A 24,298-nucleotide genomic window follows, 5' to 3' on the forward strand; every position below is an offset into this window, starting at 1 on the left:
GCCCTGAGCCCCGCGCATCCTTACCGGCCCCCGCTCATCGTGCCCAGTGACCTTGGCGTTCGAGGATCTCGCGCCCGGCCGCAGAGCGGACGAAATCGACGAAATCCCGCGCCGCAGCGGAACTGGCCGGCCCCGTCACGAGGAACATCGACTTGTGCAGCGGGTAGCTGCCATTGGCGATGTTGGCAGGAGAAGGCTCTGCCCCGTCGAGTTTCAAGGGTTTGAGTCGGCGTCGTTCGGACAGAATCTGAGCGAGCGTGGAGGTGCCGAGCGAGCCGGGAGTCTTCTCGAGCAGATCGGCGGCTTCCTGATCGGTGACGCCGAAAAGCATCCCCTTGCGCATCTCTGCCGCCTCGCCCGCCTCACGCATCGCCGCGGAGATGCTCTTGAGCAAATCACTGTCGGAGTCTCCGGCAGGACGCAGCACGAGGTGGATGCGGCGGCCGTCGGGCCATGAGGAAATCCGCCCGCCATAGATCTCGACCAGCTCGGCGGTGCTGATGCCGTCAACGCGGGCCGGAACCGACGTGGCAAAGACAAAGGGTGTGCGGGCGTACTCGACGACGAGCGCACCGCGCTTCAGTTCGGCCTCCTTGATCGGCCGCGACGACACGGCAATCTGAATGGCACCCGCGAGAACGGCCTTGATGCCGCCGGAACTGCCCAGGCTGGGCAGTACCTGGACGCGCACACCCGGATGGCTGAGTGCGTAGGCGTCGGCAAGCTGCTGCATCGTGCCGAGCGCACCACCGGTCCCGCCGAGCTTGAGGGTTTCCTCCGCGGCAAGGCAGCTGCCGCTGACAAGCACGATCACGGCCACGAACGGGGCAACAATGCTGCGGCCCCACAAACGAAGATACGATTTCATCCAACTGGTCCTGGTCTCCGGCCGCGGGTCAGGCCGGCTGCATCACCGCGCCCCGCATAGACAGGGTTCGCCCCCACTACATCCAAGCTACGGCCGACAGCGCATCAACTTGAACTCGAACCACCGCCACGGTGGGAGTTCATGCCATGACCGGGACATGCATGGAAGCGCGTCGCGGACGGCCTGGCTGCGCACATCCGCCCCGATCACCGCCTCGCGGGCGCGCCGCGGCAGGTGTCGCCACGCGCCGGGCCGAGCGGCGATCCGCACCGGGTCCGGCGCTGACCGCTCCGCTGCTTTGTAGTAGCCTTGCCCCTTTTTTCGCCTTCCGGGCGTCGGATTCCGCCATGACGCAAGGCGCTTCGCGCACAACTTTCGGCTCTTCCAGGCTGGTCCGCGTGCTCGCCGAGCTGACGGTCGACGAGGTCGCGGATTCGAAGCAGTCCTTCGCCGAGCGGCTGGGCCAATGGCTGGACATCGCCGATGCGCTGTCGCTCTACTCCGCCCTGAATGCGGGCGTGCCGCAAGGCCGCACCGGCACGCAGCCCCCAGCCGACAATACACTGCGCGGGGAGCTCGCCCGCGTGCGCGCTGCGCTGGCCACACCGATCACGACGGACGGCATGCAGTCTCAAGGCAGGCCGGGGTTAGAATTGCCCGCCCCCGAGCCGGGCGCCACCATCGACAGCGCGACCGACTTCGCCCCCTACCATCGCTACTACATTGCCCGTCAGCGGGACATCGCGACGGCTGTCGCGCCCCTGCGCGCCGCGGCACGGAAGGCGCTGGCAGGGCGCAGCCCGAGGCTCAGGCGGCTCGCCGAGCTGGATGCCCTGATGGAAGAGGCGCTGGCGCCGCGAGAGCGCAATCTGCTGGCGACCATACCGGCGCTGCTTGGCAAACGCTTCGAAGCGTTGCTGGCCGCGCACCGGGCGACGCTTGCACAGGCGCCTGCGCAGGATGATCCGCGGCAGTGGATGCAACCGGACGGCTGGCTGGCGCTGTTCCGCAAGGACCTGCGGGCAGTGTTGCTGGCCGAGCTGGCACTGCGCCTGCAGCCGGTCGAGGGGTTGATCGCGGCACTGGATAACGAGGTAACGAAGCAGCAATGAACAGAATCATCTCCCTGGTGGCCTTCCTGATCGGCCTTGCGGCGGTCGGCTGGATCGGCTTTGGCTACATCGGCAGCAGCCTGCTGGCGCTCACGATGACCGCCCTGATCGGCGCGGTGTACCTCACTGGTGTGGCCGAGCTGCGCCGCTTCGACAGCGCCACAGGCGCACTTGCCGAAGCGCTCGAAAACATTCCGGAAGGTCTCGCCCACCCCGCGGACTGGCTCGCGCGCCTGCCGCCCTCGCTGCAGAACCCGGTACGCCTGCGCATCGAGGGCGAACGCGTCGGCCTGCCCGGCCCGGCGCTGACGCCCTACCTGGTGGGGCTGCTGGTGCTGCTGGGCATGCTCGGCACCTTCCTCGGCATGGTGGTGACGCTCAATGGCGCGGTGATCGCGCTGGAAAACACGACCGACCTGCAGACCATCCGCGCCTCGCTCGCGGCTCCGGTGAAGGGCCTCGGCGTCGCCTTCGGCACCTCGGTGGCCGGCGTCGCGGCATCCGCCATGCTCGGGCTGATCTCCGCGCTGTGCCGCCGCACCCGCCTGCGCACCGCGCAGCTGCTGGACACCCGCATCGCCACCACGCTGCGCGGCTTCTCGCTGGCCCACCAGCACCAGGAAACATTCAAGGCGCTGCAGCAGCAGGCAAGCACTCTGCCGGCGGTCGCGGAAAAGCTCGACGCGATGGTCGACCGTGTCGAACGCCACAGCGTACAGATGAACGAGCGCATGCTGGCCGAGCAAGGGCGCTTCTACAGCGACGCGCGCGAGATGTACGAGGCCCTCGCCGCCTCGGTCGGTGACGCACTCAAGCACAGTCTCGGCGAAAGCGCCCGCCTCGCCGGCGAGACCATCCGGCCTGCGGTGGAAGCCACGATGAGGAGCATCGCGCACGAAACCACCGCCCTGCAGAGGCGCGTGGCCGAGCAGGTGCAGACGCAGCTCGACGGACTCGCCGGGCGCTTCGACAGTGCGGTGGGCAACGTCTCCGACACCTGGACGACTGCGCTGGCCAGCCACGAGCGCAGTAGCGAGAAGCTCGGTCGACGGCTCGAGAACACGCTGGCGAGCTACGCCGACACCTTCGAACAACGTTCGGCAACACTGCTGGCCTCGGTGGAGCAGGCGCACGGCGGCCTGCGCGCAGAGCTTGCCAGCAGCACCGCGGAAATGGCGGCACAAAGCAGCGCCCTGCATCGCGGCCTGGCCGACACCGTGGGCGCGCAGCTCGACGGCCTGTCCAGCCGCTTCGCCACCACCGTCACCGGCGTGGCGGACAGCTGGAGCACGGCGCTCTCGCAACACGAAGCCACCAGCCAACGCCTCGGCGCGCAGCTCGGCGAATCGCTGCAGGCATTCGCCGAAACCTTCGACGCCCGCTCGGCGGCACTGCTCGCGACGCTGGCCGACACTGCTGCGAGCCTGCAGGCCGAGCTCGCCGCACGCGACGAAGCACGGCTGGCCGCGCACGCCAGTGCGCTCGATGCCATGGCGGCCTCGCTGCAGCAGGAATGGCAGCAGGCCGGGGCGCAGACCCTCGCGCGGCAGGAACAGATCTGCGCCACCCTGGGCGACACCGCCCGCGAGATGGCCGCCACCGCCCGCGAGCAGGCGAGCACCACCATCGACGAGGTGACACGCCTCATGAACAGCGCAGCCGAGGCCCCGCGCGCTGCCGCGCAAGTCATCGGCGAGCTGCGCAACGCGCTTTCCGCGAGCATCGCCCGCGACAACGAGATGCTGACCGAACGCAGCCGCATCATGGAAACCCTGGGCGCGCTGCTCGACGCGATCAACCACGCTTCCACCGAGCAGCGCAGCGCCATCGACGCGCTGGTGTCCTCCTCCGCCGCGCTGCTGGAACAGGCCAGCAGCCGCTTCGGCGAACGCGTCGATGCCGAATCCGCACGCATGGGCGCGCTCGCCGACCAGCTCGGCACTGGCGCGGTCGAGGTGGCGAGCCTCGGCGAGGCCTTCGGCTTCGCAGTGCAGCGCTTCAGCGAATCGAACGACAGCCTGATGGCGACCCTCGGGCGCATCGAGGGCGCGCTCGACAAATCCCTCGGCCGCAGCGACGAGCAGCTTGCCTACTACGTCGCCCAGGCGCGCGAGATCATCGACCTGTCGATCATGTCGCAGAAGCAGATCGTCGAAGACCTGCAGCAGCTCTCCGGCAAGCCGGCGGCGCTGGCCGGCGAGGTGTGACGATGGGCGAGATCGACGCCGGCATCGAACACTCCGCGCCGGTATTCGCGGTCTTCGGCGACCTCATGGCCGGCCTGCTGGGCGCCTTCGTGCTGATCCTCGTCGGCGTGGTCGGGGTGCAGATGGAGCTGGCCAGCGAGCTCAAGGCCGAGATGCACAAGCGCGAGCTGGCCGAGCAGCGCCGCGCGGCACTTGAAAAAGCCCTCGCGGTACCGCTCGCCGCCGGCCGGGTAACGCTGGACAACGGCCGCATCGGCATCAGCGGTAGCGTGCTGTTCGCGCTCAACTCCGACGAGCTGCAGCCCGAAGGCCAGCAGCTGCTCAAGAGCCTCGCCACGCCTCTGGCGGCCTTTCTCGCGGTAAATGACGAGGCCCTGATGGTCAGCGGTTTCACAGATGACCGCCCGGTGCGCGACAGCAACCGCAGGTTTGCCGACAACTGGGAGCTCTCGGCACAGCGCGCGCTCACCGTGACGCGCGCGCTGATCGAACAGGGCGTGCCGGCCGCCTCGGTGTTCGCCGCGGCCTTCGGTGCCGAGCAGCCGGTGGCCTCCAACGCCGACGAAGACGGTCGCGCGCGCAACCGTCGGGTGGAGATGGCGCCGGTGCCGCGAAACGGCGCGCCGGGCGCAAAGCCCGATGCCTGAAGCGGCATCGCACCAGGCGCAGATCGACGCCTTGCGGGCGCACGGCGCCGAAGGCTTCGACCCGGTCGGCCTGCGCTTCATCGAGGCGCTCGCGCGACGCGCGGCCGGCCGCGACGGCAGCCTGCGCCAGCGGCTCGACGAGCGCCTCGAGCGCGCGCTCGACGACTATCGCACGCGTCTCGCACACGCCACCGGGGCGGGCCGCGACGATGCGGCCGCGCAAGCGGCGGGACCGGATCGTTGCAGCCCGCTGGCCGAACTGCTCGCCCACATCGAGGCCCACGCGATGGACTCCGCCGAGGGCGTGGCAACGCCGCCCGGCGTGCCCGGAGAGCTCAAGTCGGTGCGCCAGTTCCGCCGCACCTGGTCGCGGCTCAACGCAGACCGGCAGTTGTCCCGCGCCCTCGACCAGGCCCCCGAAAACGCCGGCCCGCTCAATTCGCATCACCTGGTGCTGCAGACGCTCAAGCAGATGCGCGCGATCTCGCCCGAATACGTCGAGCAGTTCATCTCCTGGGTGGACGCGCTGCTGTGGCTGGAGCAGGCCGACGCCGGGCGCGGCAGCGCCACCAAAAGCGCCCCCGCGGGCGAGGCCGCGAAGAAGCGCAAGCCCACACGCCGCAAGGGCGGCTGAGGCTCGGCCCGGCGCTCAACCCAGCCGCGCAAGCAGCGCCGGCAGAAGCTCGCCGGCCTTGCCACGCAGGCTCACCCGGGCGTAGGCGTCGTGATCGGTCGGCGCGGGATTGATCTGGATGACCGGCTTGCCCCGGCCCGCGGCGAGGTCGGGCAGGCCGGCGGCCGGATAGACCAGCCCGGAGGTGCCGATGATGATCATCACGTCGCAGTTCAGGATCGCTTCGGTAGCAGCCTGCCAGGCATCCTCGGGCAGCATCTCGCCAAACCACACCACGCCGGGCCGGATCGGCCCGCCACAGCGGGTGCAGCGCGGCGGATCGAGCCTGCGACCGCCCTCTGGCTCCGCCGGGATCTGCGGCCCGAAAGCGGCACGCGCACCGCAATCGAAACAGCGCGGCACATGGAGGCTGCCGTGCAGATGATGGACCGCACGACTGCCGGCACGCTCGTGCAGGTCGTCGACATTCTGGGTGACTACGGTCACCGCCACGCCGCGGGCGGCGAGCTGCGCAAGGGCGATGTGCCCCGGGTTGGGCTGCGACTGCAGCACCTTCATGCGCCGCCACTCGTACCAGCCCCACACCAGCGCGGGGTCGCGCTCGAAGGCCTGTGGCGTAGCCAGCTCGGTGGCGTCGAAGCGCGCCCACAGGCCGGTGAGCGCATCGCGGAAGGTGGGAATGCCGCTCTCGGCCGACATGCCGGCGCCGCTGAGCACCGCGATGCGCCCGGCCTCGCCAAGCAAAGTAGCTGCCGCCTCAAGGCGCTCGTCCAAGGTCTGCTGTACTGGTATCCGGTTCACCTGCCCGCTCCTCGCTATCGATACCGGCAGGCGCTCGCCTCGCCCACCGCAATGCATCCGGGACATGCATGCTAAACCACCAGCCTCAGCACGGTAACGCGCAACTCATCGAGCACATCGACGAGCTCGTGCGCAACCGGACTGCCCGTGTCGCCCTCGGCCGGCGCTTCATCCAGAAGCACGAGAGCCAGGCCATAGGCCCGCTCGAGCAGCGCAGCGACGCTCAGGAGTTCCGGGTGGCCGTTCATTGCCGTCATCCGCTGCGCATCAGGTTGGCAGCCCCAAGCGCGATGAACACCAGAAACAGTGCGCGCTGAAATGCCGGGCCGGCCAGACGGGCCCGCAACCCCGCCCCAAACTTGAGTCCGCAGAAGGCGCCTGCAAGCGCCGCGCACACGGCGAGCGCGGTCGAGGCGGACCACCAATCGGGCGGAGCCGAGACGTGGACGCGCACGGCCAGGGCGAGCGTCGCGACGGTGAAGGACAGCCCCAGCGCCTGCACCATCTCGTCCTTGTCCAGCCGCAGCGATTGCAGGTAGGGGACCCAGGGCAGCACGAAGACGGCGGTACAGGCCGTCACCACCCCGGTTGCCGCGCCGGCGACGACACCAAGCCATTTGCCGCTGACCGATAGATCCGGCAGAGCGGGTCGCCAGAGACCCCATGCGCCATATGCGACGAGCGTTCCACCCAGCAAACTCCTCACCGCTTCCATCGGCACTGCGCCCCCGAACCCCGGTGCGCAAACGGTCACGACCGCCACTGCAGCCCAGCCTGGCCACAGACGCACGACAAGCGATCTCAGGTGCGCCCCACGGCATTGCGCGAGGTTGGTCGCCAGCGAGGGGGCAACGATCAGCGCTGCGGCCTGCACCGGCGCCATCCACAGACCCAGCATGCTCATCGCCACGGTCGGCAGGCCCATTCCGGTGATTCCCTTCACCGTACCGGCAAGCACGAAGACCACAACCACCGTCAGTAGATTCATTGCATCCATGGGACGATGGTGTCGGCTGTGCGGGGCCTCTGTCCATCTGATTGCGCCGCAGATATCCTTCACGAATTCCGCAGGATGAAGGCCGTGACCAGAACAAGGCGTCGCACCGTCGACTACCGCATTGACCCGTTCGATCTGCACCTCTTCGCGACCGTGATCGAACAGGGCACCATCACCGCCGCCGCTTCGGCCGTGAACCTGTCACTCGCCGCAGCGAGCGCGCGGCTCAGGGCTCTGGAGGATTGCACCGGCGCGCGCCTGCTGAATCGGTCAAAGACCGGGACCTCGCCGACCGATGCCGGGCGCGCGCTGGTGCGCCACGCCAACCGCGTCCTTGCGGAACTTGAATCCCTGCACGTCGACATGGCGAGCTTCGGCTAGGGCTTGCGCGGCACCGTACGGCTGCTGTGCAACACCGCGGCAATGTCGGAAGCCCTGCCAGGCGCGATCGGGCGCTTCCTGCTCGCGAACCCCGATGTCGACGTCGACCTGCAGGAACGCTCGAGCGATGCAGTGATCGACGCGCTCCGCCGCGGGGTCGCCGACGTCGGCATCGTCGCGGACTATGTGGATACCTCCGGCCTGCACGCCCAGCCGTGGCTCGAGGACCGTCTGGTCGCGCTATTGCCCGAGACCTGGCGCAGAGGGCGCCGCCGCTCGATTGCGTTCGGCGAGTTGCTGGAGCATCCGTTCGTGGGATTGGCACGGGACAGCGGACTCAGCCGCTTCCTGGCAGCCCAGGCCAGTCGCAGCGGCCGGGTTCCGCGGCACAGGGTCTGCCTGGCCAGCTTCGATGCGATCGCTCAAGTCGTCGCCGCCGGTGTCGGCCCTGCGGTCATGCCGGCGAGCGCAGCGGCGCGTCATGGCGGCAGCGGTGCCCACATCGTTGCGCTGTCCGACGCCTGGGCCTGCCGGAAGCTGCTCATCTGCATGACGCCGCAAGGCGGCGAACTGAGCAGCGTTCGTGCGCTGGCAGATGCGCTTTCAAGCACCCCTGCAACCTGAGAAGCCACTCCTGGCCGCCGGGAATCCCCTTGGTCCGCGACGTCGCTCCCAGCGGAGCCAGGAAGAAAGGTCGCTCGCGGGAGGGGAAAAAACAACGGCCCCGATCTGAACCAGCGTCGGCGCCGTCAAAAGGGCCACCGCGCTGCGGCGGCCCTACGGGGGGCAATCAGTCGAGCTCACCGCACAGCGATTCGGCGAAACGCTCGCGCAGCTCGGCGACCGTACCGCCGGATGCCAACAGCACGTGGAGCTTCGCGAAGGCAGCCTCGAGCGTCATGTTGCCGCCCGCCACCACGCCGATGCGATCGAGCGCCGCGCCGGTTGCGTAGGCGCCCTGTGCAACGCTGCCGTCGAGACACTGGGTGGTATTGACCACCACGATGCCGCGCGCCACCGCCCTCGCGAGCGCAGCCATGAGTTCCGCGTCGGCGTCCGGCGCGTTGCCGACACCGTAGCAGCGCAGGATGAGGCCCCGCACCGCCGGGCTGTCCAGCACCGCATCCACGATGCGCGCGGAAATACCCGGGTAGATGTGCAGCACCGCCACCGCCTGCGCGTCGAACGCGGGTGCGCAGAAAGCACGCGGCGCAGCCGGCAGCAAACGTTCCGGATGCAGCGCGACGTCGATGCCGATCTCGGCCAGCCAGGGGTAATTGGGCGTGTCGAAGGCATCGAAACCGGTGCTGCGCAGCTTGCTGGCGCGGTTGCCGCGCAGCAGGCGCCGACCGAAACAGATGCACACCTCGCGGATCGACGGCCGCGCCGCCAGCATCATCGCCGCCTGCAGGTTTTCGGCCGCATCGCTGCGCGGCGCCACCAGCGGAATCTGCGAGCCGGTGAGGATCACCGGCTTGTCGGTGCCGCGCAGCATGAAGGACAGCGCCGAGGCGGTATAAGCCATGGTGTCGGTGCCGTGCAGCACCACGAAGCCATCGAACGCTTCCCAGCGCATGAGCAGCGCCTCGGCGATGGTGACCCAGTTGGCCGGCTGCAGGTTGGCGCTGTCGATCAGGCTGTCGAGCTCGATCACCTCGAAGGCCGGCATGCCGGCGCCGGTGCAGCCGCGCAGGGTCTGCCGCAGCACCTCGCCGAAGCCCGCCATCGGGCGGTAGCCCTCGGGCGAGCCGGACATGCCAATGGTCCCGCCGGTGTGCAGGACCAGCACCTTCGCTGTCATCGTGCGCTGCCCTGCGGCGCGAGCATCGACTGCGGGCTGAGCAGGCGGTCGAGTTCGGCCTCGCTGAGCAGGCCCTCGCCGATCACCAGCTCGCGCACCGTTGCACCGCTGTGCAGCGCCTGTGCGGCGATGCGCGACGAATTGGCGTAGCCGATGTGCGGCACCAGCGCGGTAATCACGCCGATGCTGCGCTCGACGTGTTGCGCGCACTGTTCGCGGTCTGCGCGGATGCCGCGGATGCAGCGCTCTTCGAGCAGGGTGCAGGCGGAGGCGAGCATCTTGGTGGAGTTGAGCAGGTTGTAGACGATCAGCGGCTCCATGGCGTTGAGCTGGAGCTGACCGGCCTCGGCCGCCATGGTCACCGCGAGGTCGTTTCCGATCACCTGGTAGGCGACCTGGTTGACCGCTTCGGGGATCACCGGGTTGACCTTGCCCGGCATGATGGAGGAGCCCGGCTGCATCGGCGGCAGGTGGATCTCGCCGAAGCCGGTGCGCGGACCGCTGGAGAGCAGGCGCAGGTCGTTGGCGACCTTGGAGAGCTTGACCGCGAGACGCTTGAGGATGCCCGAGAAGAGCACGAAGGCGCCCATGTCCGAGGTGGCCTCGACCAGATTGGAGGCAGACACGATCGGCTTGCCGGAAATTTCGGCGAGATGGCGTACCACCAGGCGGGCGTAGTCCGGGTGGGTGTTGATGCCGGTGCCGATGGCGGTCCCGCCGAGGTTCACTTCACACAGCAGCAGGTTGATCTCACGAATCCGGTCGATGTCCTCGCCGAGCATCACCGCGAAGGCCTCGAACTCCTGGCCGAGCGTCATCGGCACCGCGTCCTGCAACTGGGTGCGGCCCATCTTCAGCACATCAGCGAACTCGCGGCCCTTCGCTTCGAGCGCCGCCTTGAGGCTGGCGACGGCCTCGACCAGCGGCTCGGTGGCGAACTGCAGGCCGACGCACACCGCGGTTGGGTAAGCGTCGTTGGTCGATTGCGACTTGTTGACGTCGTCGTTGGGATGCAGGTGCTCATAGGCGCCCTTGGGCTGGCCGAGCTTCTCGAGGGCCAGGTTGGCGATCACCTCGTTGGCGTTCATATTGGTCGAGGTGCCAGCGCCGCCCTGGATCAGGTCGACCACGAAGGCCTCGTGCAGGCGGCCGCCGATGATCTCGTCACAGGCGGAGACGATGGCCTCGGCCTTGTGCGGCGCGAGCAGGCCAAGCTCCTGGTTGGCGCGGGCTGCGGCGGCCTTGACCATGGCGAGCGCATTGACGAAATGCGGGAAGTGGCTGATCGGCACGCCGGTGATCGCGAAGTTGTCGACCGCGCGCTGGGTCTGGACGCCGAGCCAGGTGTCGGCGGGCAATTCCATGTCGCCGAGAAGATCGTGTTCGATACGGGTATTCATGAAGGTCTCACTTGATAAAAAGTGCGGACGGCCGCTTTCCCTCCCGGCCGCCCACAACGAAGAAGGTCAGGCAGTACGGGCGCGGGCTGCGGCGATCCGTGCTTCGTCCTCGGGCTCTAGCACCCAGGCGTCCTGATCGATGTTGAGGTCGGCGAAGTGGCGGGCGTCGAAGAGCGGCTGCTCGATGCCGGCGTCGATCTGCCGGTCGTAGTCGCGCATGATCCGCAGCCCCGCCTTGAAGAGCACCACCAGGGCGAGCAGGTTGGCGAGCGCCAGCAGGCCCATGGTCACGTCGGCAAAGGCGAACACGGTGCCGAGGTCGGTGGTGGCGCTCCAGCCGCACAGGGCGATCACGAGCACGCGGTAGCCGATGATCAGCGGACGGTTCTCGTCACTGAAGAAGCTCAGGCTGTTCTCGCCGAGGTAGTAGTTGTAGACGATGGTGGTGAAGCCGAACAGGAACAGCGCGATGCTCACGAAGACCCGTCCCCACTCGCCCACATGGCCGGCCAGCGAAGCCTGGGTCAGCGCCACGCCGCCGATATCGGTGGCAACGCCGGGCTGATACACGGTGCCGAGCAGGATGATGAAGGCGGTGCAGGAGCACAGGATCAGCGTGTCGATGAACACCGAGAAGGCCTGCACGATGCCCTGGTTGGCCGGGTGCGGCACATAGGCGACGGCGGCGACGTTGGGCGCGCTGCCCAGGCCGGCTTCGTTCGAGAACAGGCCGCGTTTGACGCCCATCAGGATCGCCGCGCCGATGCCGCCACCGATGGCCGGCTCGAGGCCGAAGGCGCTCTTGACGATCAGCGTCAGCACCGCGGGCAGCTCGGTGATGTTGAGCACCAGCACCACCACCGCGATCAGCAGATAACCGATCGCCATCACCGGCACCAGCACCTCGGCAACCTTGGCGATGCGCTTGACCCCACCGAAAACGATCGCGCCGATCACCACGGCAAGGCCGAGGCCGGTGGCAAGGACCGGAATGCCGAAGGCGTCCTGGAAGGAGGTCGCAACCGAATACGACTGCAGCGCGTTGAAGCCGAGGCCGAAGGTCACCAGCAGCAGCACCGAGTAGACCGCGGCGAGCCACTTCCAGTTTGCGCCCATGCCGCGGGCGATGTAGTGGGCCGGGCCGCCGCGGTAGGTGCCGTCGGGTTCAGCCTTCTTGTAGGCTTGGGCGAGGGTGCATTCGAAATAGCTGGTGGCCATGCCGATCAGCCCGACCACCCACATCCAGAACACCGCGCCGGGACCGCCGAGGGTGATCGCCACCGCGACACCGGCGATGTTGCCGCCGCCGACGCGACCGGCCACCGACAGCATCAGCGCCTGGAAGGAGCTGAGGTGACCGTGCTGGTCATGCGAGAAAGCCTGGTTGGCGCCGAGGATGCGGAACATCCGGCCGAAGTAGCGGAACTGCACGAAGCGCGAAGCAACGGTGAACCACAGGCCGATGCCGAGCAGCACCACGATCAGCACCTTGCCCCACAGCAGATCGTTGAGCATATCAAGCATGCGCAAATCCTCCATGACAGTCGGCCGCACGGCCGGGGAACGGGAACGTATTCAGATACATGGTCAGTCTCCAGTTGCGGCTCGGGCCGCTGTTGTCGTTCTGTTGCGGGAAGCGGGTCCATTACAACAAGGTGGAGACCGGCGGTACATTTGCCGAAGTGGATCAGTGTGTCACGCATTGGTGCGAATACTGCGCCATACTGCGAAAGGCACTTTGAACCATCCGGAGAGGCAAGACCGCCATGCATGAGGATTTCGCGCGCAACCTGCGCCTGCTGTGCAGCTACTACCGCTCGATTGCCGAGGTCTGTCGGCGCCTGGAGGTCAATCGTCCGCAGTTCAACCGCTATCTGAGCGGTCGCTACCGACCGTCCGCAAACACGCTGCGGCGCTTCTGCGACTTCTTCGGGGTGGAGGAACACGAGATCCTGTTGCCCAGCGCCCAGTTCGAGCGCCTGGTGCAGGTCCGCCCGCGCCGCGACGAGCCGAACGACGCGGGTGCGCCAGAATTGGCGCACTTTTCACGCCTGCGCGAAATCGGCACGGCCGGCCTCGACAAGTACCTCGGCTACTACTTCGAGACCTACATGTCGATGGCCTGCCCGGGCAAGATCCTGCGCACACTGGTGTGCCTGCTGCGGGACGGCGAGCGGGTCTGCTACCGGCGCACCGAACGGCTCATCGAGCATCCGCACGAAAAGCCCTGCCACGGCGTCTACCTCGGCATGGCGCACATGCTCGGCGACCGCATCTTCCTCAATGACTACGAGTCGCTCACCGGTCTGGAGATGACCCAGACGATCCTGTTCCCGTCCTTCAAGAACCGCGTGAGCCGTCTCACCGGTCTAAAGCTCGGCGCCTCGGGCAGCGGGGAGCGCATGCCCTGCTGCGCACGGGTGGTCTACGAATACCTCGGCCAGACCATCAGCGTGCGCAGCGCGCTACGCCTGTGCGGGCTGTACGCGAGCGACGACCCACGTATCGACGAAGCCACGCGCAGCGCGGTGGTCAACGACATCGCGCCCGGCGAGTGGCATCTGCGGGCACGCTTCTGAGCCGCCCCAAGGACGCCGCCATGGATCCTCGCGCCCTTTACGAGGCGCGGCCGCGACGTGCGAACAACGCCTTCCAGCCGCCTCGCCGCGCCTCCCCGGATGCGCTGCGGCCCATCGTCAGCCGATAGATGAGCGGGATCGCGAAGAGCGTGAGGATGGTCGAGAAGCCCAACCCCCATACGATGCTGGCCGCCACCGGCCCCCACATCAGCGATTTGCCGCCCAGCCCGACCGCCAGCGAGAAGAGCCCGCCGATGGTGGTGGTCGAGGTAATGACGATCGGCACCACCCGGCGACGTGCCGCATAGACCGCCGCGTGCAGCGTGCTCATTCCGGCGCCGCGACGCTCGTTGGCCGCATCGATGAGCACGATTGCCGAGTTCACCGCGATACCGGTCAGGGCGATCACCCCGTAGAGGGTGTACAGCGACAGCGGGTTGCCGGAGACGATCAGCCCCAGCACCACGCCGGTGAAGGCCAGCGGCACGGTGGCGAGGATGATCAGCGGCTGCCAGTAGCTCCTGAACTGGGTCGCGAGGATCAGGTAGATCAACCCCACCCCGAGCACGAACAATTTGGTCATGGCATCGATACTCTCCTGGATGTCGTCGAGCTCGCCCGAGAAGTCCAGCTGGGTATTCGGAAAGCGCGGCTGCAGTTCGGCCCACGCTGCCTTGAGCCGCTTGTTGGCTTCCAGGGTGTCCATCTTCGCGCTGTCGAGATCGGCCTCGACGGTGATCGCGCGCTTGAGTTGGTAGTGGCGGATGTAGCCTTTGGCAATGCGGGGCTGCTGGTCGACCAGGGCCGACAGCGGTGCGCTGCCGCCATCAGCCAGCGGTACGGTGCGCTGCAGGAGCTGGTCGATGTCGGTGAGCGTTTCCGGCCGCGCCCGCACCACCACGTCCACCTTCTCGCCGTCGTCGCGGGTGCTGGCCACGGTCTCACCCTCGCCGTACAGTCGCAGCACGCGTGACACCTCGCCAGCACCGACGCCGGCATTGGCGAGTTTCTCGCGATCGAGCAGCAGCTTGAGTTCGGTTCGGCCGGGCACGTCGTCGTCGGTGAGGTCCTTGACGCCCGGAATCTTCGCCACGGCCGCCCGCAGTGCATCGGCCGCGGCGCGCAGCTCGACGTAGTCGTCGGCCTTGACCTTGACGCTGATTGGCTTGGCAGTGGGTGGCCCCCCCTTGAGCTCGAGGAAGGACACCTTGGCCTCGCCCGGCACCGACGACACCGGGCCGCGCAGCGACTCGATGACCTCGGCGGTTTCGCGCAGCACGCCGCGGCGCGGCTGCAGCGACACCAGCACCTGGGCGTACTGGTCGCCATACAGCGGTTCGGTGTCGGTGAACTTGAGGCCCGCGTAGGCGGTGACCGAGCGCACCTCGTCCGGATCGAGTTCGCGCTGGACGATCCGCGCCACCCGCTCGGACTCGGCCAGCGAGCGCTCCAGCGCGATCCCGGCCGGCATGTCGACGTTCACATAGAACAGCCGGAACGAATCGAAGGCGAAGAACTGCATGCGCACCAGCCCGCCACCCACCGCGCCGCCGGCGCCGAGCACGATCAGGACCAGGAACGCGACGGCCAGCCTCGGCCAGCGCATCACCCGCAGGAGAGTGCGCGAATACCTGATCCGCACCCAGTGCGTAAAACGCTCGCGCATTTCCTGGGCGCGCCCCTTGCGCGCCGCCACCCCGGGCCTGATCGCCAGCACATGGGTGGGCAGGATCCAGAACGCCTCGGCCAGGCTGACCGTCAACGCCACGGTCACCACGAAGGGCACCACAAACATGAACTTGCCCAGGATGCCCGGCAACAGCATCAGCGGCAGGAAGGCAGCGATGGTGGTGAGCACCGACGAGAGCACCGGCAGGGCGACCTCCTTGACACCAGCGACGACGGCCGAGCGCGCCTCCTCGCCACGGGTCAGCCGGTAGTAGACGGCCTCGACCACCACCACCGCGTCGTCGACCAGCATGCCCAGCGCAATCACCACGCCAAGCAGCACGGTTAGGTTAAGGGTCGAGTCGATCATGCTCAACACGAGGAAGGTGCCGGCCAGCGAAAACGGCACGCCCAGCCCCACCAGCAAGGCGAGCCGGGTGCCGAGGAACAGCCAGCACATGGCCAGCACCGCGATCAGGCCGAGCAGCGCGTTCGACTCCATGATGCCGATCGCGTTGCGGGTCACGTCGGTCTGGTCGTCGAGCATGGTCAGCGCAAGCCCCTGCCCGGCCAACAGCGGATTGCGCTCCGCTGCCAGCGCATTGAGCCGCTCGACCAGTTGCAGGGTGTTGGTCTTGGCCTGCTTGGTGATCGACAGCATGATCGCCGGCTGTTCGTTGTAGCTCACCATCTGGCTGGTACGCTCGTGCCCGCGCGTCACGCGCGCCACCTCGTTTAGACTGACCCGTCCGCCCGCTACCGGAATCGCTGCCTGGGCGAGCACTTCGGGGTCGGGCGTCTTGCCCTGCAGGCGCACCAGCCATTCGCGATCCTGCACCCGGATGCGCCCGGCCAGCGTGTTGCGGAACCAGGCCGCAACCGTATCCGACACTCTGGCTGGCGAGATACCGCGCGCCGACAGCGCCGCCGGGTCGAAATCGACGTGCAGCTCGGGATCGTCGAGACCGGCGGCGATCACCGAGTCCACCCCGGGAAGCTGCTCCAGGTCCTTCTTGAGATCGAAGGCCGCACGGCGCAGCTGCTCCCCGCCGGCAGGGCCGTGCAGCGCCAGGATCGCGGTCGGAAAGCCGTTAGAGGTGGTGATCTCGACGATGCTCGGATCGGTGGCAGCCTCGGGCAGCTCGTCGGCGGCCTTGTTCTGGATCTCGCGGCGCAGGTCGGCGACACGTTTGTCGAAATTGCGCTCCGAGATTTCCTGGAAGCGCACCAGGATCGACGACACCGACTCTCGACTGCTCGACGACACGTACTTCACGTCCTTGAGCTGGCCGATCGCGTCCTCCAGCGGCGCAGTGATCTCCTGCTCCACGTCTTCGGCCGAGGCACCCGGCAGGGTGGTGATGATGTTGACCCAGTTGAAGCTGATCTCCGGATCCTGCGCGCGCGGCAGTGTCAGGTAGGTGACCAGCCCGCCGACCAGCACCAGCACGAAGGTGATGTTGGCGAGCGGATGGTTGTCGATGAGGCGCCGGTACCAGCTCACCTGGCGGCTCCGGCAGGCAGTTCCAGCGCAAAGCGACCTGCGTCGATCACCCTGGTGCCGGGCGGCCAGTCGACTGCAACCGGCCGGCCGGCCTGGGCATCCGGCAGGGCCCGGAACACTGCCTTGCCAGCCTCATCGACGAAGGTTCCGAACCTTCCTGCCCGTTGCTGAACGAAACCCGGAGGCAGGTACGCCTGCGGACTTTCCCAGCGGACCTCGCCGGCAACGCCTGGCGGCAGCGCCGCCACCGCGGAAAAGATCACCTCCCGCGTCTGCTCAGCCTGGTTTACCAGCGGCGAGACCCGCTTGATCGAAAGCGCTGCCACCGTGTCGCCCGCCACGAGCTGCCATTTGCCGGCGCCCCGCAACCCCGCGAGCTGCTCGCGCGGCACACGCGCCCGCACCTCCACTTCGCCCGTCGCGGCGAACACCACCAACGGCGTGCCGGCGGCGGCAAGGTCTCCAACGCTGGCGCTTCGGCTGCGCACCACACCGTCGAACGGTGCGTGCACCACGGTCTTTTCGAGCGCCAACCGGGTCGACGCCAGACCCGCCCGGGCGGCCTCGCGCTCGCTGCGCAGCACCGCCAGGTCGGTGCGGCGGATGCGCAGCGCGTCGGCACTGATGAACTGCTGCGCGGCCAGCGACTCAGACTGCGCAAGCTGCGCCTCGGCAAGGCGAATGCGGTTGTCCATCACCGTCAACTGGGCCTGCGCCTGGCGCACGTCGATGCGGTACTGACGGTCGTCGATCCGCGCCACCATCGCGCCCTTGCCGATCCGTTCGCCGATCCGTGCCGGCAGGGCCGTCACCCGCCCGGCCACCTCCGCGGAGAGCTGCGCTTCATCGCGCGGCTCCACGCTGGCGAGTGCCCGGAACTCGGGGTGCACCGCCAGTTCGGAGAGCGGTCGACTGGACCAGTCTGCGGCATTTACCATGGAACACAGAGCGGACAGGACGACAGGCATCAGGCTTCGTTTCATGGGATGGTTCCGTAAGCGGCGTACAAGGCAGAACGACTGGCCGAATTCTATGACAGATGGACGACGGTCTCGCGACGGCGCTTAACGGGATGGACAGAAGTCGTCAAATCACATAATCTCGAGATTTTTGGAGCCATCAGATGAGCACATCCGACGCGCCCGTCACGCGCATTGCGCGCCGCCGCGCCCGTCCGGGCCGCGAAAGGGAATACGAGGCCACGATCCGCGACATGTTCGCGGCGATGCACGCGACGAACGGCTTTCTCGGTGCCGACCTGATTCCCCCCGAAAAGCCGGGTGACGACTATCAGGTGGTCGTGCGCTTCGCCTGCGAAACGGCCATGCAGCTCTGGGATGAGTCGCCCGAGCGGCGGCGCTTTCATGCGCGGCTCGTCGAGCTGGCCGAGAACGAGCCTGCCTATCGCACGCTCACCGGACTCGAAGCATGGTTCACGCCACCGGTCGTTCCCCCCTCGCTGCATCCGCCGCGCGGCCGCATGACAGTGGTCACCTGGCTCGGAATCTTCCCCACAGTATCGCTCTACCTGTGGCTGGTCGGACCGCTCCTCGAGGATCTGCCCTTTCTGCTGCGCACCGCGATACTCACCGGACTGGTCGTTCCCACCATGACCTACCTGCTGATGCCGCGCCTGACCCGCATGCTCAAGGGATGGCTCAGTCCCCCCGCTCGTTGAGCGCCGTTCCGTTCACTTGACGCCGGCACTAAAGCCGGCCCCGCGGCGGCCGTTAGCGATCTCACCACACCATCGCGAACGGCTGCTCAAAGCCGCGGATACCATGAGAAGATTTTCCGATACACCTATCTGGCTGCGCCTCACCGGCGCGATCTGGTTGATGTTGATCATCGCCTGGGGCGGCATGATCACCTGGGAGACACAAGCTACCCGGAACATCGCCATCGATCAGGCCCGGGATTTTTCGCACGCGGTCAATGAGATGACCATGGCCGGCCTGACCGGCATGATGATCACCGGCACCGTCGCCCAACGCGACGTCTTCCTCGACCAGATCAAGGAGCTGTCCGCGATCCGGGGACTCAAGGTGCTTCGTGGCGAAGCGGTGAGCAAGGTCTACGGCCCCGGCGGTGCGGCCGATGCCGGCGCGGTCGACGAGGTCGAGCGCGAGGCGCTGCAGAGTGGCAAACCGTATCTTGCCCTCGAGACCACGCCCGAACTCGGCGAACATCTGCGGGTGGTCATTCCCGCACTCGCCTCGGAGAACTACCTCGGCAAGAACTGCATCGGTTGCCACCAGGTCGCACCGGGCACACCGCTGGGCGCGGTGAGCATGCATATCTCGCTCGAGAAGACCAATGCCGCGGTTGCCACCTTCCGCAACAAGAGCATCCTCTTCGCCTTCATCGTGTCGCTGCCGGTGATGCTGATCGTGTTTCTGTTCATCCGCCGCTTCGTGATCCGTCCGCTCGATGAAATGTCCGCAGGGCTCGCCGAACTGGCCAAGGGCGAAGGGGATCTGACACGCCGGCTCAAGGTGGTGAGCGAGGACGAGATCGGCCGTACCGCATCGCTGTTCAACCGCATGCTCGGCACGGTTGCCGATCTGGTCCGCCAGGTCAGCACCTCGGCGGTCGAGGTCTCGGCTTCCGCCCGCGGCCTGTCCGGCGAAGCCGAGCGGGTGGCGAGCGGCTCGCGCCAGCAGAACAATCAATCGATCGAGGCCGCGGCGGCCGTCGAAGCGCTGGGCAGCAACATCAGCCATATCGCCGCCAGCACCGAATCGGTGCACCAGCTGTCGCGCGAGAGCGAGGAACGATCAGCCGCCGGACAGCAGAGCCTCGACCACCTGATCGCCGAAGTCGACCATGTCGGCCAGGCCGTACAGCACATGGTCGAGTCGGTGAACGCCTTCGTCGATTCGACCACCGCCATCAGCTCGATGACGCGCGAGGTCCGCGAGATCGCCGAGCAGACCAACCTGCTGGCGCTCAATGCGGCAATCGAGGCCGCGCGCGCAGGAGAGCAGGGCCGCGGTTTCGCCGTCGTGGCCGACGAAGTGCGCAAGCTGGCGGAAAAATCGGCCCGCTCGGCGGGAGAGATCGATGCGATAACCGGCACGATTTCCGGCCAGTCGCAAGCGGTTCGCAGCTCGCTCGACAAGGGAATCGGCCATCTCTCGGCCAGCCGCGAGGCGGCCGGGAACGTCGCCGAAGTGCTGAAGGCCGCAGGCGCTTCGGTGGCCGAGGTCCGCGACGGCCTGGACCGCATTGCGCAAGCGACCGAGGAGCAGCGCCGCGCCACCGAGACGGTCACCGGCAACATCGAGGCGATCGCCGGCATGGCGCGCCAGAACGATGCCACGGTGGCACGTACCGTGACCGCCGCCGGCGAAATGCAGCGTCTCGCCGATCGTCTGCAGGAGTCGGTGTCGCGCTTCAAGGTCTAGGCTTGATCGCGACGCCGCGGCCCGCGGACGAAGATTAATCTTTCTTAATCCGCGCACCAGCATCGCTTCATGCCAGTCCGCGCAGACTCTCCTCACCGCAACAGACTGTGTTGCCGGACACACAAACCGCCGAGGAGTATCAAGATGAGCATCAACACCCGCATGAAGCTGGCCGCCACCGGACTGATCGCCGCACTGAGCCTGGGCTTCGGTGTCGCCCAGGCCGCTGACGCAGCCCCCGCCACCACCGAGGCCGCTGCCGCCGCACCGGCCAAGGTCGCCGCCAAACCCGCGAAGAAACACGCTGTCAAGAAGGTCCACAAGGTCAAGCACGTGGCCAAGAAAAAAGCCGCTCCGGCAGCCAAGCCGGCCGCGACGCCGGCGACCTGATCGCCGCGGAATCAGTCGGGGCGCCGCCATTGACGGCGCCCTTGCCTTTTCAAGAGCGCCGCGTGCGATGTTCGCGAAGAAAGCCAGGAGCAATGCGGCCATGTCGCAGTTTCTGACCGCGCCCTTCGCTGCACTCGCGCTGGCGCTCTCCCCGCCCTTGCTTGCCGCTTCGACGCGCCCCGACCCGCCGAATCACCGACCGGCGCTGGTACGCGTATCGCAGGTATTCGAATGGATTGCCACGGCCCCCGACACCGGAATCCTGTGGCTTGGGGTCGAAGAACCCTATCGAGTGGACGTTTCACCGGGCTGCGGCAATTTCCTGACCGAACCGCCGCAACGCATTTCGGTGCTCGGTCACGAATTGCGGATCGGCAGCGATGAACTGTTCAATCAGACCGGACACTGTCGCATCACGCGGCTGCAGGCGGCTGACCGGCGGCAATTGCAGAGTGCCGGCCTGCAGCGCGAGAATGCGCAACGACTTGTTGCCCAGAGGGTCCCCGGCCCGACTCGCCAGAAATGAAGATCCTGATTGTCGAGGACGACGCCGAACAGGGCCGCTATCTCCAGAAGGGCCTGCGCGAGGCCGGACACATCACCCAACTGGCCGACAACGGCCGTGATGGCCTCTTCCTGGGCACCACCGAGAACTTCGATGCGATCGTGCTCGATCGCATGCTGCCGCAGGTCGACGGACTCACCATACTGCGCACCCTGCGCGCCTCGGGCAAGGATCTGCCGATCATCGTGCTCAGTGCACTCGGCGAGGTCGACGAGCGCATAGAGGGATTGCGCGCCGGCGGCGACGACTATCTCGTCAAACCCTTCTCCATTTCCGAGCTGTTGGCCCGCCTCGATGCACTGCAGCGCCGCAGCGGCGGCGCCAAGCCGGCTGAAGCCGCACTGCTGCGCGTGGGTGATCTCGAGATGAACCTGCTGCGCCGCACCGTGCGCCGCGCCGGCCGCGAGATCGCGCTCAAGCCCAAGGCCTTCGCCCTGCTCGAATACCTGATGCGCCACGCCGATCAGGTGGTGACCCGCAGCATGTTGCTCGAAGCGGTGTGGGACTACCACTTCGACCCGCAAACCAACGTCATCGACGTTCACGTGTCCAACCTGCGCGCCGCCATCGACGCACCCGGCCTGCCCGCCCTGATCCACACCGTACGCGGCGCGGGCTACAGGCTCGGGCTGCGCGGCGAGTGACGGCCGGGCAGGATCTCCCGGACCCGATGCGCATCCCCGCCAGCCCCTTCTACCGCTTCGCGATCGCGCTGCCGCTCGCGGTCGCCTGCATCGTCGGTGCGGTGTTCTACCCGCTGCTGCGCGACGCCGAAAGACACATCCGGGCCGAAGTACGCGCCGCCATCGAGCAGGAGATCCTTGCCCTCGATGCACGCTTCCACGACCACGGCCTCGAGGCCCTGCGGCGCGAGGTCGATGCCCGCATCCGCTCGGCGGTGGATGCGGACGCAATCTACCTGCTGCTCGGCGGCGACGGCACCCGCCTCGCCGGGAATCTGGCAGCCTGGCCCGAGGGCGCCCCCGCCAGCGACGCAAAGTGGTTCCGCCTCAAGGATGCGGGCGGTCACTACATCGAGGGCGAGGTCTTCGTACTGTTCGGCGGTGAGCGCCTGCTGGTCGGCAGGCGCTCACCGCTGGCGGCCTTTCGCGGCAGCATGATCAATCGCATGTGGTGGTCGGCCACGCTGATCATCCTCGTCTCCGGCCTGCTCACCTGGGTCTTCATGGCGCATCTGCACCGCCGCCTGTCGTCGATGGCGGCGGCCGCGAGGCGCATCCAGGAAGGCGCGCTCAGCGACCGACTGCACGTGGGCGCGGGCGGAGACGAGCTCGACGAGCTGGCCCTGCGCTTCAACCAGGCCTTCGACGAAATCGCCCGGCGCATCGAATCGACCCAGCACGTGTCCACCGCGCTGGCCCATGACATGCGCCGCCCCCTCACCGCCTTGCACAACGCGCTGGAAGAGGCGCTCGCCGAGACACCGCGCGATGATCCGCTGCACCAGCGTCTCGAGGCGCTCGCCGGACAGACTGCGGAACAGCTGCACACCTTTGCCGCACTGCTGCGCCTCGCCCGGCTCGAGGCCGGCGCCTGGCAGGGCGAGCGCATCGAATGCGATCTCGCCGAAATCGCCGCCGACGCGATCGAGCTATATGCTCCGCTGGCCGAACGACATGGCCGAACCATCTCGGCGCGGCTGTCTCCGACAAGGCTCGCGGTCGACCGCGCGCTGGTCTTCCAACTGCTGCAGAACCTGCTCGAGAACGCACTGCACCACGGCGGCGGCAACATCGAGGTGACGGTCGGAGAACGGCAGGCCGCTGCTTGCATCACTGTCCGCGATCACGGCACGGGCGTGCCAGAAGCCGCACTGGCGAGGATCTTCGAGCGCTTCTACCAGGTCGATGCGAGCCGTTCGGGTGACAGCGGCAGCGGCATCGGACTGGCCCTGGTCAAGGGCATCACGCAGGCCCACGCGGGCCAGGTTCGCGCAAGCAACCGCGGCGGCCTCGAGATCGAGGTGGTGCTGCCGCTCAAGCCTCCCGCTGCAGCGGCAGCATGATCTCCAGCTCCAGTCCGCCCCCGTCTCGGTTGCGGGCGCGAATCTGACCACCATGCGTCTCGACCGCGCGACGTGCGATCGCCAGGCCAAGCCCGAAGCCCTTGGCGGATTGCCCGTTGCTGCCACGATGGAAAGGTTCGAAAACCGCTTCCAGGTCGCTCTCCGGCAACCCCGGCCCACGGTCGCCGACACACAGCTGCAATACGCCTTCGCGCACACTCGCGGTGACATCGACCTGCGAGCCCTCGGCGGTGTACTTGACCGCATTGCGGATCACGTTCTCGAAGGCGCGATGCATCAGCTCGCCCCGCACCCGTGCGATAGCTTCGCCCTGCCCCTCGAAATGCAGCCGCCGGCCGCTCGCCTCGGCCTCGAAGCGGGCATCGTCGGCGATCGCCGCGATCAGGTCCATGAGATCCAGCTGCTCGAGCGGCGCATCGCCCCCGCCCGCCTCGAGGCGCGACAGGGTCAACAGCTCGCCGACCAGTTCGTCGAGCCGCTCCGACTCGCGTTCGATACGCTCGAGGCTGGCGTCGAGGCGTGCAGGATTCTGGCGCAGCAGGCCGATTGCGGCCTGCAGGCGAGCGAGCGGCGAACGCAGCTCGTGCGAGACGTCGTGCAGCAGCCGGCGCTGCGCCGCGATCAGCTGCTGGAGCTGCTGCGCCATGCGGTCGAAATCTCGACCGAGATCGGCGATTTCATCGCGACGGCCACCCATCAAGGGCTGTACCCGGGCGTCGAGCCGGCCCTCGGCGGCAGCCTGGAAGGCCCAGCGCAGATGGCGCACCGGCTTGGAGAGATACCACGCGAGCAACACGCTGAAGCCGATGCTGGCGATCAGCCCGACGAAGATCGGCACCCATGGCGAGGGCTCGGGCGGGCGTCGCCCGCGCGGCGACCGCGCTTCGCCGTCACTGGTGACGAACAGCAGGTAGGTCGCACCCGAGGCGGTCTTCACCTCGCGCACCTGATCGTCCGCGCCGCGCGCCGCACGCGCGCTGGCCAGTGCCTCGGGCGCGACGCTGCGCCCAAGCAGGTCCCGTCCCGTGTCATCCACCACCATCAGCTGGCTGCGCCAGTGGCGACGCTGCCAGCGCTCGAGCAGGTCACTCAGGCCATCGGGACCGGCAGCCTCGAGAATCGTCGTCGCGGTGTCGAGGACCCAGGCGGCACGCGGGCCGCCCTGCAGCAACCGGATCTCGTCGCGCTCGCTCTGGTTGTGCAGCCACACGGCGAAGCCGACCGCGGCCCCCGCGACCAGCAGGCTGAGCCAGAAGGCGAAGAAGAACTTCCAGAAGAGGCGCCCCATCG

Annotated in this window: 23 protein-coding genes; 13 read left to right on the top strand and 10 right to left on the bottom strand. The window is 67.7% G+C overall.

Annotation, left to right across the window (positions count from 1 at the left end):
- Positions 1-34: 34 nt before the first annotated feature.
- Entirely contained in the window at positions 35-868 is an 834-nt protein-coding gene (locus GQB03_RS01780; protein WP_159683375.1) for a substrate-binding domain-containing protein, read from the bottom strand.
- Positions 869-1,215: 347 nt separating this feature from the next.
- Here GQB03_RS01780 and GQB03_RS01785 point away from each other — a divergent pair, with 347 nt between their 5' ends.
- From GQB03_RS01785 to GQB03_RS01800, 4 genes are read left to right on the top strand one after another with little or no spacing between them, the layout of a single operon-like run.
- Positions 1,216-1,980: a DUF3348 domain-containing protein gene (locus GQB03_RS01785; RefSeq protein ID WP_159683378.1), complete on the top strand. Its 765-nt coding sequence runs from the start codon at positions 1,216-1,218 to the stop codon at positions 1,978-1,980.
- Positions 1,977-4,187 (top strand): DUF802 domain-containing protein, encoded by a 2,211-nt coding sequence (locus tag GQB03_RS01790; protein WP_159683381.1) that lies wholly within the window; start codon positions 1,977-1,979, stop codon positions 4,185-4,187. Before GQB03_RS01785 ends, GQB03_RS01790 begins: the two co-directional genes overlap by 4 nt.
- A 2-nt stretch (positions 4,188-4,189) precedes the next feature.
- Positions 4,190-4,834 (top strand): OmpA family protein, encoded by a 645-nt coding sequence (locus GQB03_RS01795; protein WP_159683384.1) that lies wholly within the window; start codon positions 4,190-4,192, stop codon positions 4,832-4,834.
- A complete protein-coding gene (locus tag GQB03_RS01800) occupies positions 4,827-5,468 on the top strand; it encodes a DUF2894 domain-containing protein (RefSeq protein WP_159683387.1) in 642 nt (213 codons plus the stop codon). The genes GQB03_RS01795 and GQB03_RS01800 overlap by 8 nt, the downstream gene beginning before the upstream one ends.
- A gap of 15 nt (positions 5,469-5,483) precedes the next feature.
- Here the strand turns inward: GQB03_RS01800 and GQB03_RS01805 are convergent, their stop codons facing one another.
- From GQB03_RS01805 to GQB03_RS01815, 3 genes are all read right to left on the bottom strand, one after another.
- Positions 5,484-6,269, bottom strand: coding sequence for an SIR2 family NAD-dependent protein deacylase (locus GQB03_RS01805; RefSeq protein WP_327515875.1), 786 nt, complete (start codon positions 6,267-6,269; stop codon positions 5,484-5,486).
- Between the two features lie 71 nt (positions 6,270-6,340).
- Positions 6,341-6,517, bottom strand: a complete 177-nt coding sequence (locus tag GQB03_RS01810; protein ID WP_159683390.1) for a hypothetical protein — start codon at positions 6,515-6,517, stop codon at positions 6,341-6,343.
- A 5-nt stretch (positions 6,518-6,522) separates the two neighbouring features.
- Positions 6,523-7,257, bottom strand: a complete 735-nt coding sequence (locus GQB03_RS01815; protein ID WP_200832065.1) for a sulfite exporter TauE/SafE family protein — start codon at positions 7,255-7,257, stop codon at positions 6,523-6,525.
- Between the two features lie 93 nt (positions 7,258-7,350).
- On the opposite strand from GQB03_RS01815, the gene GQB03_RS01820 reads away from it, so the two are divergent.
- Both GQB03_RS01820 and GQB03_RS01825 read left to right on the top strand, forming a co-directional pair.
- Positions 7,351-7,647: a LysR family transcriptional regulator gene (locus tag GQB03_RS01820; RefSeq protein WP_159683396.1), complete on the top strand. Its 297-nt coding sequence runs from the start codon at positions 7,351-7,353 to the stop codon at positions 7,645-7,647.
- A gap of 3 nt (positions 7,648-7,650) precedes the next feature.
- Positions 7,651-8,271 carry a LysR substrate-binding domain-containing protein gene (locus GQB03_RS01825; RefSeq protein WP_159683399.1) on the top strand — a complete coding sequence of 207 codons (621 nt, stop codon included), beginning with the start codon at positions 7,651-7,653 and terminating at the stop codon, positions 8,269-8,271.
- A gap of 166 nt (positions 8,272-8,437) precedes the next feature.
- Here GQB03_RS01825 and GQB03_RS01830 read toward each other — a convergent pair whose 3' ends face one another.
- The 3 genes from GQB03_RS01830 to GQB03_RS01840 all read right to left on the bottom strand — a co-directional run bounded on the left by GQB03_RS01830 (position 8,438) and on the right by GQB03_RS01840 (position 12,372).
- Positions 8,438-9,448, bottom strand: coding sequence for a type I asparaginase (locus tag GQB03_RS01830; RefSeq protein ID WP_159683402.1), 1,011 nt, complete (start codon positions 9,446-9,448; stop codon positions 8,438-8,440).
- Positions 9,445-10,848 carry an aspartate ammonia-lyase gene (locus tag GQB03_RS01835; protein WP_159683405.1) on the bottom strand — a complete coding sequence of 468 codons (1,404 nt, stop codon included), beginning with the start codon at positions 10,846-10,848 and terminating at the stop codon, positions 9,445-9,447. Before GQB03_RS01835 ends, GQB03_RS01830 begins: the two co-directional genes overlap by 4 nt.
- A gap of 66 nt (positions 10,849-10,914) precedes the next feature.
- Positions 10,915-12,372 carry an alanine/glycine:cation symporter family protein gene (locus tag GQB03_RS01840; protein WP_159683408.1) on the bottom strand — a complete coding sequence of 486 codons (1,458 nt, stop codon included), beginning with the start codon at positions 12,370-12,372 and terminating at the stop codon, positions 10,915-10,917.
- A gap of 242 nt (positions 12,373-12,614) precedes the next feature.
- Here GQB03_RS01840 and GQB03_RS01845 point away from each other — a divergent pair, with 242 nt between their 5' ends.
- Positions 12,615-13,427 carry a helix-turn-helix domain-containing protein gene (locus GQB03_RS01845; protein ID WP_159683411.1) on the top strand — a complete coding sequence of 271 codons (813 nt, stop codon included), beginning with the start codon at positions 12,615-12,617 and terminating at the stop codon, positions 13,425-13,427.
- Positions 13,428-13,464: 37 nt separating this feature from the next.
- Here the strand turns inward: GQB03_RS01845 and GQB03_RS01850 are convergent, their stop codons facing one another.
- Together GQB03_RS01850 and GQB03_RS01855 are read right to left on the bottom strand one after the other, a co-directional pair.
- Positions 13,465-16,599, bottom strand: coding sequence for an efflux RND transporter permease subunit (locus tag GQB03_RS01850; protein ID WP_159683414.1), 3,135 nt, complete (start codon positions 16,597-16,599; stop codon positions 13,465-13,467).
- Positions 16,596-17,582 carry an efflux RND transporter periplasmic adaptor subunit gene (locus GQB03_RS01855; RefSeq protein ID WP_159683417.1) on the bottom strand — a complete coding sequence of 329 codons (987 nt, stop codon included), beginning with the start codon at positions 17,580-17,582 and terminating at the stop codon, positions 16,596-16,598. Before GQB03_RS01855 ends, GQB03_RS01850 begins: the two co-directional genes overlap by 4 nt.
- 140 nt (positions 17,583-17,722) lie before the next feature.
- Here GQB03_RS01855 and GQB03_RS01860 point away from each other — a divergent pair, with 140 nt between their 5' ends.
- The 6 genes from GQB03_RS01860 to GQB03_RS01885 all read left to right on the top strand — a co-directional run bounded on the left by GQB03_RS01860 (position 17,723) and on the right by GQB03_RS01885 (position 22,987).
- Positions 17,723-18,277 carry an antibiotic biosynthesis monooxygenase gene (locus GQB03_RS01860; protein WP_159683420.1) on the top strand — a complete coding sequence of 185 codons (555 nt, stop codon included), beginning with the start codon at positions 17,723-17,725 and terminating at the stop codon, positions 18,275-18,277.
- Between the two features lie 103 nt (positions 18,278-18,380).
- Positions 18,381-20,006, top strand: a complete 1,626-nt coding sequence (locus GQB03_RS01865; RefSeq protein WP_159683423.1) for a methyl-accepting chemotaxis protein — start codon at positions 18,381-18,383, stop codon at positions 20,004-20,006.
- A gap of 144 nt (positions 20,007-20,150) precedes the next feature.
- Complete coding sequence (locus tag GQB03_RS01870) at positions 20,151-20,396, top strand: hypothetical protein (protein WP_200832066.1); 246 nt, start codon at positions 20,151-20,153, stop codon at positions 20,394-20,396.
- A gap of 100 nt (positions 20,397-20,496) precedes the next feature.
- A complete protein-coding gene (locus tag GQB03_RS01875; RefSeq protein WP_159683426.1) occupies positions 20,497-20,922 on the top strand; it encodes a hypothetical protein in 426 nt (141 codons plus the stop codon).
- Entirely contained in the window at positions 20,919-21,605 is a 687-nt protein-coding gene (locus GQB03_RS01880) for a response regulator transcription factor (protein ID WP_159683429.1), read from the top strand. The genes GQB03_RS01875 and GQB03_RS01880 overlap by 4 nt, the downstream gene beginning before the upstream one ends.
- A gap of 26 nt (positions 21,606-21,631) precedes the next feature.
- On the top strand, positions 21,632-22,987 hold the full coding sequence (locus tag GQB03_RS01885) for a HAMP domain-containing sensor histidine kinase (protein ID WP_159683432.1): 1,356 nt from the start codon (positions 21,632-21,634) through the stop codon (positions 22,985-22,987).
- Here the strand turns inward: GQB03_RS01885 and GQB03_RS01890 are convergent.
- On the bottom strand, positions 22,959-24,296 hold the full coding sequence (locus tag GQB03_RS01890; RefSeq protein ID WP_159683435.1) for a sensor histidine kinase: 1,338 nt from the start codon (positions 24,294-24,296) through the stop codon (positions 22,959-22,961). The two genes, GQB03_RS01885 and GQB03_RS01890, sit on opposite strands and share 29 nt — an antisense overlap.
- Positions 24,297-24,298: the final 2 nt, after the last annotated feature.

Source organism: Cognatazoarcus halotolerans, from assembly GCF_009800965.1.
In the GTDB taxonomy this organism is placed as follows: domain Bacteria; phylum Pseudomonadota; class Gammaproteobacteria; order Burkholderiales; family Rhodocyclaceae; genus Cognatazoarcus; species Cognatazoarcus halotolerans.

What these genes read in the sequence shown, in the direction of transcription:
- GQB03_RS01780 (WP_159683375.1), bottom strand. Translation starts at nt 868, where the DNA reads ATGAAATCGTATCTTCGTTTGTGGGGCCGCAGCATTGTTGCCCCGTTC.
- GQB03_RS01785 (WP_159683378.1), top strand. Translation starts at nt 1,216, where the DNA reads ATGACGCAAGGCGCTTCGCGCACAACTTTCGGCTCTTCCAGGCTGGTC.
- GQB03_RS01790 (WP_159683381.1), top strand. Translation starts at nt 1,977, where the DNA reads ATGAACAGAATCATCTCCCTGGTGGCCTTCCTGATCGGCCTTGCGGCG.
- GQB03_RS01795 (WP_159683384.1), top strand. Translation starts at nt 4,190, where the DNA reads ATGGGCGAGATCGACGCCGGCATCGAACACTCCGCGCCGGTATTCGCG.
- GQB03_RS01800 (WP_159683387.1), top strand. Translation starts at nt 4,827, where the DNA reads ATGCCTGAAGCGGCATCGCACCAGGCGCAGATCGACGCCTTGCGGGCG.
- GQB03_RS01810 (WP_159683390.1), bottom strand. Translation starts at nt 6,517, where the DNA reads ATGAACGGCCACCCGGAACTCCTGAGCGTCGCTGCGCTGCTCGAGCGG.
- GQB03_RS01815 (WP_200832065.1), bottom strand. Translation starts at nt 7,257, where the DNA reads ATGAATCTACTGACGGTGGTTGTGGTCTTCGTGCTTGCCGGTACGGTG.
- GQB03_RS01830 (WP_159683402.1), bottom strand. Translation starts at nt 9,448, where the DNA reads ATGACAGCGAAGGTGCTGGTCCTGCACACCGGCGGGACCATTGGCATG.
- GQB03_RS01835 (WP_159683405.1), bottom strand. Translation starts at nt 10,848, where the DNA reads ATGAATACCCGTATCGAACACGATCTTCTCGGCGACATGGAATTGCCC.
- GQB03_RS01840 (WP_159683408.1), bottom strand. Translation starts at nt 12,372, where the DNA reads ATGCTTGATATGCTCAACGATCTGCTGTGGGGCAAGGTGCTGATCGTG.
- GQB03_RS01845 (WP_159683411.1), top strand. Translation starts at nt 12,615, where the DNA reads ATGCATGAGGATTTCGCGCGCAACCTGCGCCTGCTGTGCAGCTACTAC.
- GQB03_RS01855 (WP_159683417.1), bottom strand. Translation starts at nt 17,582, where the DNA reads ATGAAACGAAGCCTGATGCCTGTCGTCCTGTCCGCTCTGTGTTCCATG.
- GQB03_RS01860 (WP_159683420.1), top strand. Translation starts at nt 17,723, where the DNA reads ATGAGCACATCCGACGCGCCCGTCACGCGCATTGCGCGCCGCCGCGCC.
- GQB03_RS01865 (WP_159683423.1), top strand. Translation starts at nt 18,381, where the DNA reads ATGAGAAGATTTTCCGATACACCTATCTGGCTGCGCCTCACCGGCGCG.
- GQB03_RS01870 (WP_200832066.1), top strand. Translation starts at nt 20,151, where the DNA reads ATGAGCATCAACACCCGCATGAAGCTGGCCGCCACCGGACTGATCGCC.
- GQB03_RS01875 (WP_159683426.1), top strand. Translation starts at nt 20,497, where the DNA reads ATGTCGCAGTTTCTGACCGCGCCCTTCGCTGCACTCGCGCTGGCGCTC.
- GQB03_RS01880 (WP_159683429.1), top strand. Translation starts at nt 20,919, where the DNA reads ATGAAGATCCTGATTGTCGAGGACGACGCCGAACAGGGCCGCTATCTC.
- GQB03_RS01885 (WP_159683432.1), top strand. Translation starts at nt 21,632, where the DNA reads ATGCGCATCCCCGCCAGCCCCTTCTACCGCTTCGCGATCGCGCTGCCG.
- GQB03_RS01890 (WP_159683435.1), bottom strand. Translation starts at nt 24,296, where the DNA reads ATGGGGCGCCTCTTCTGGAAGTTCTTCTTCGCCTTCTGGCTCAGCCTG.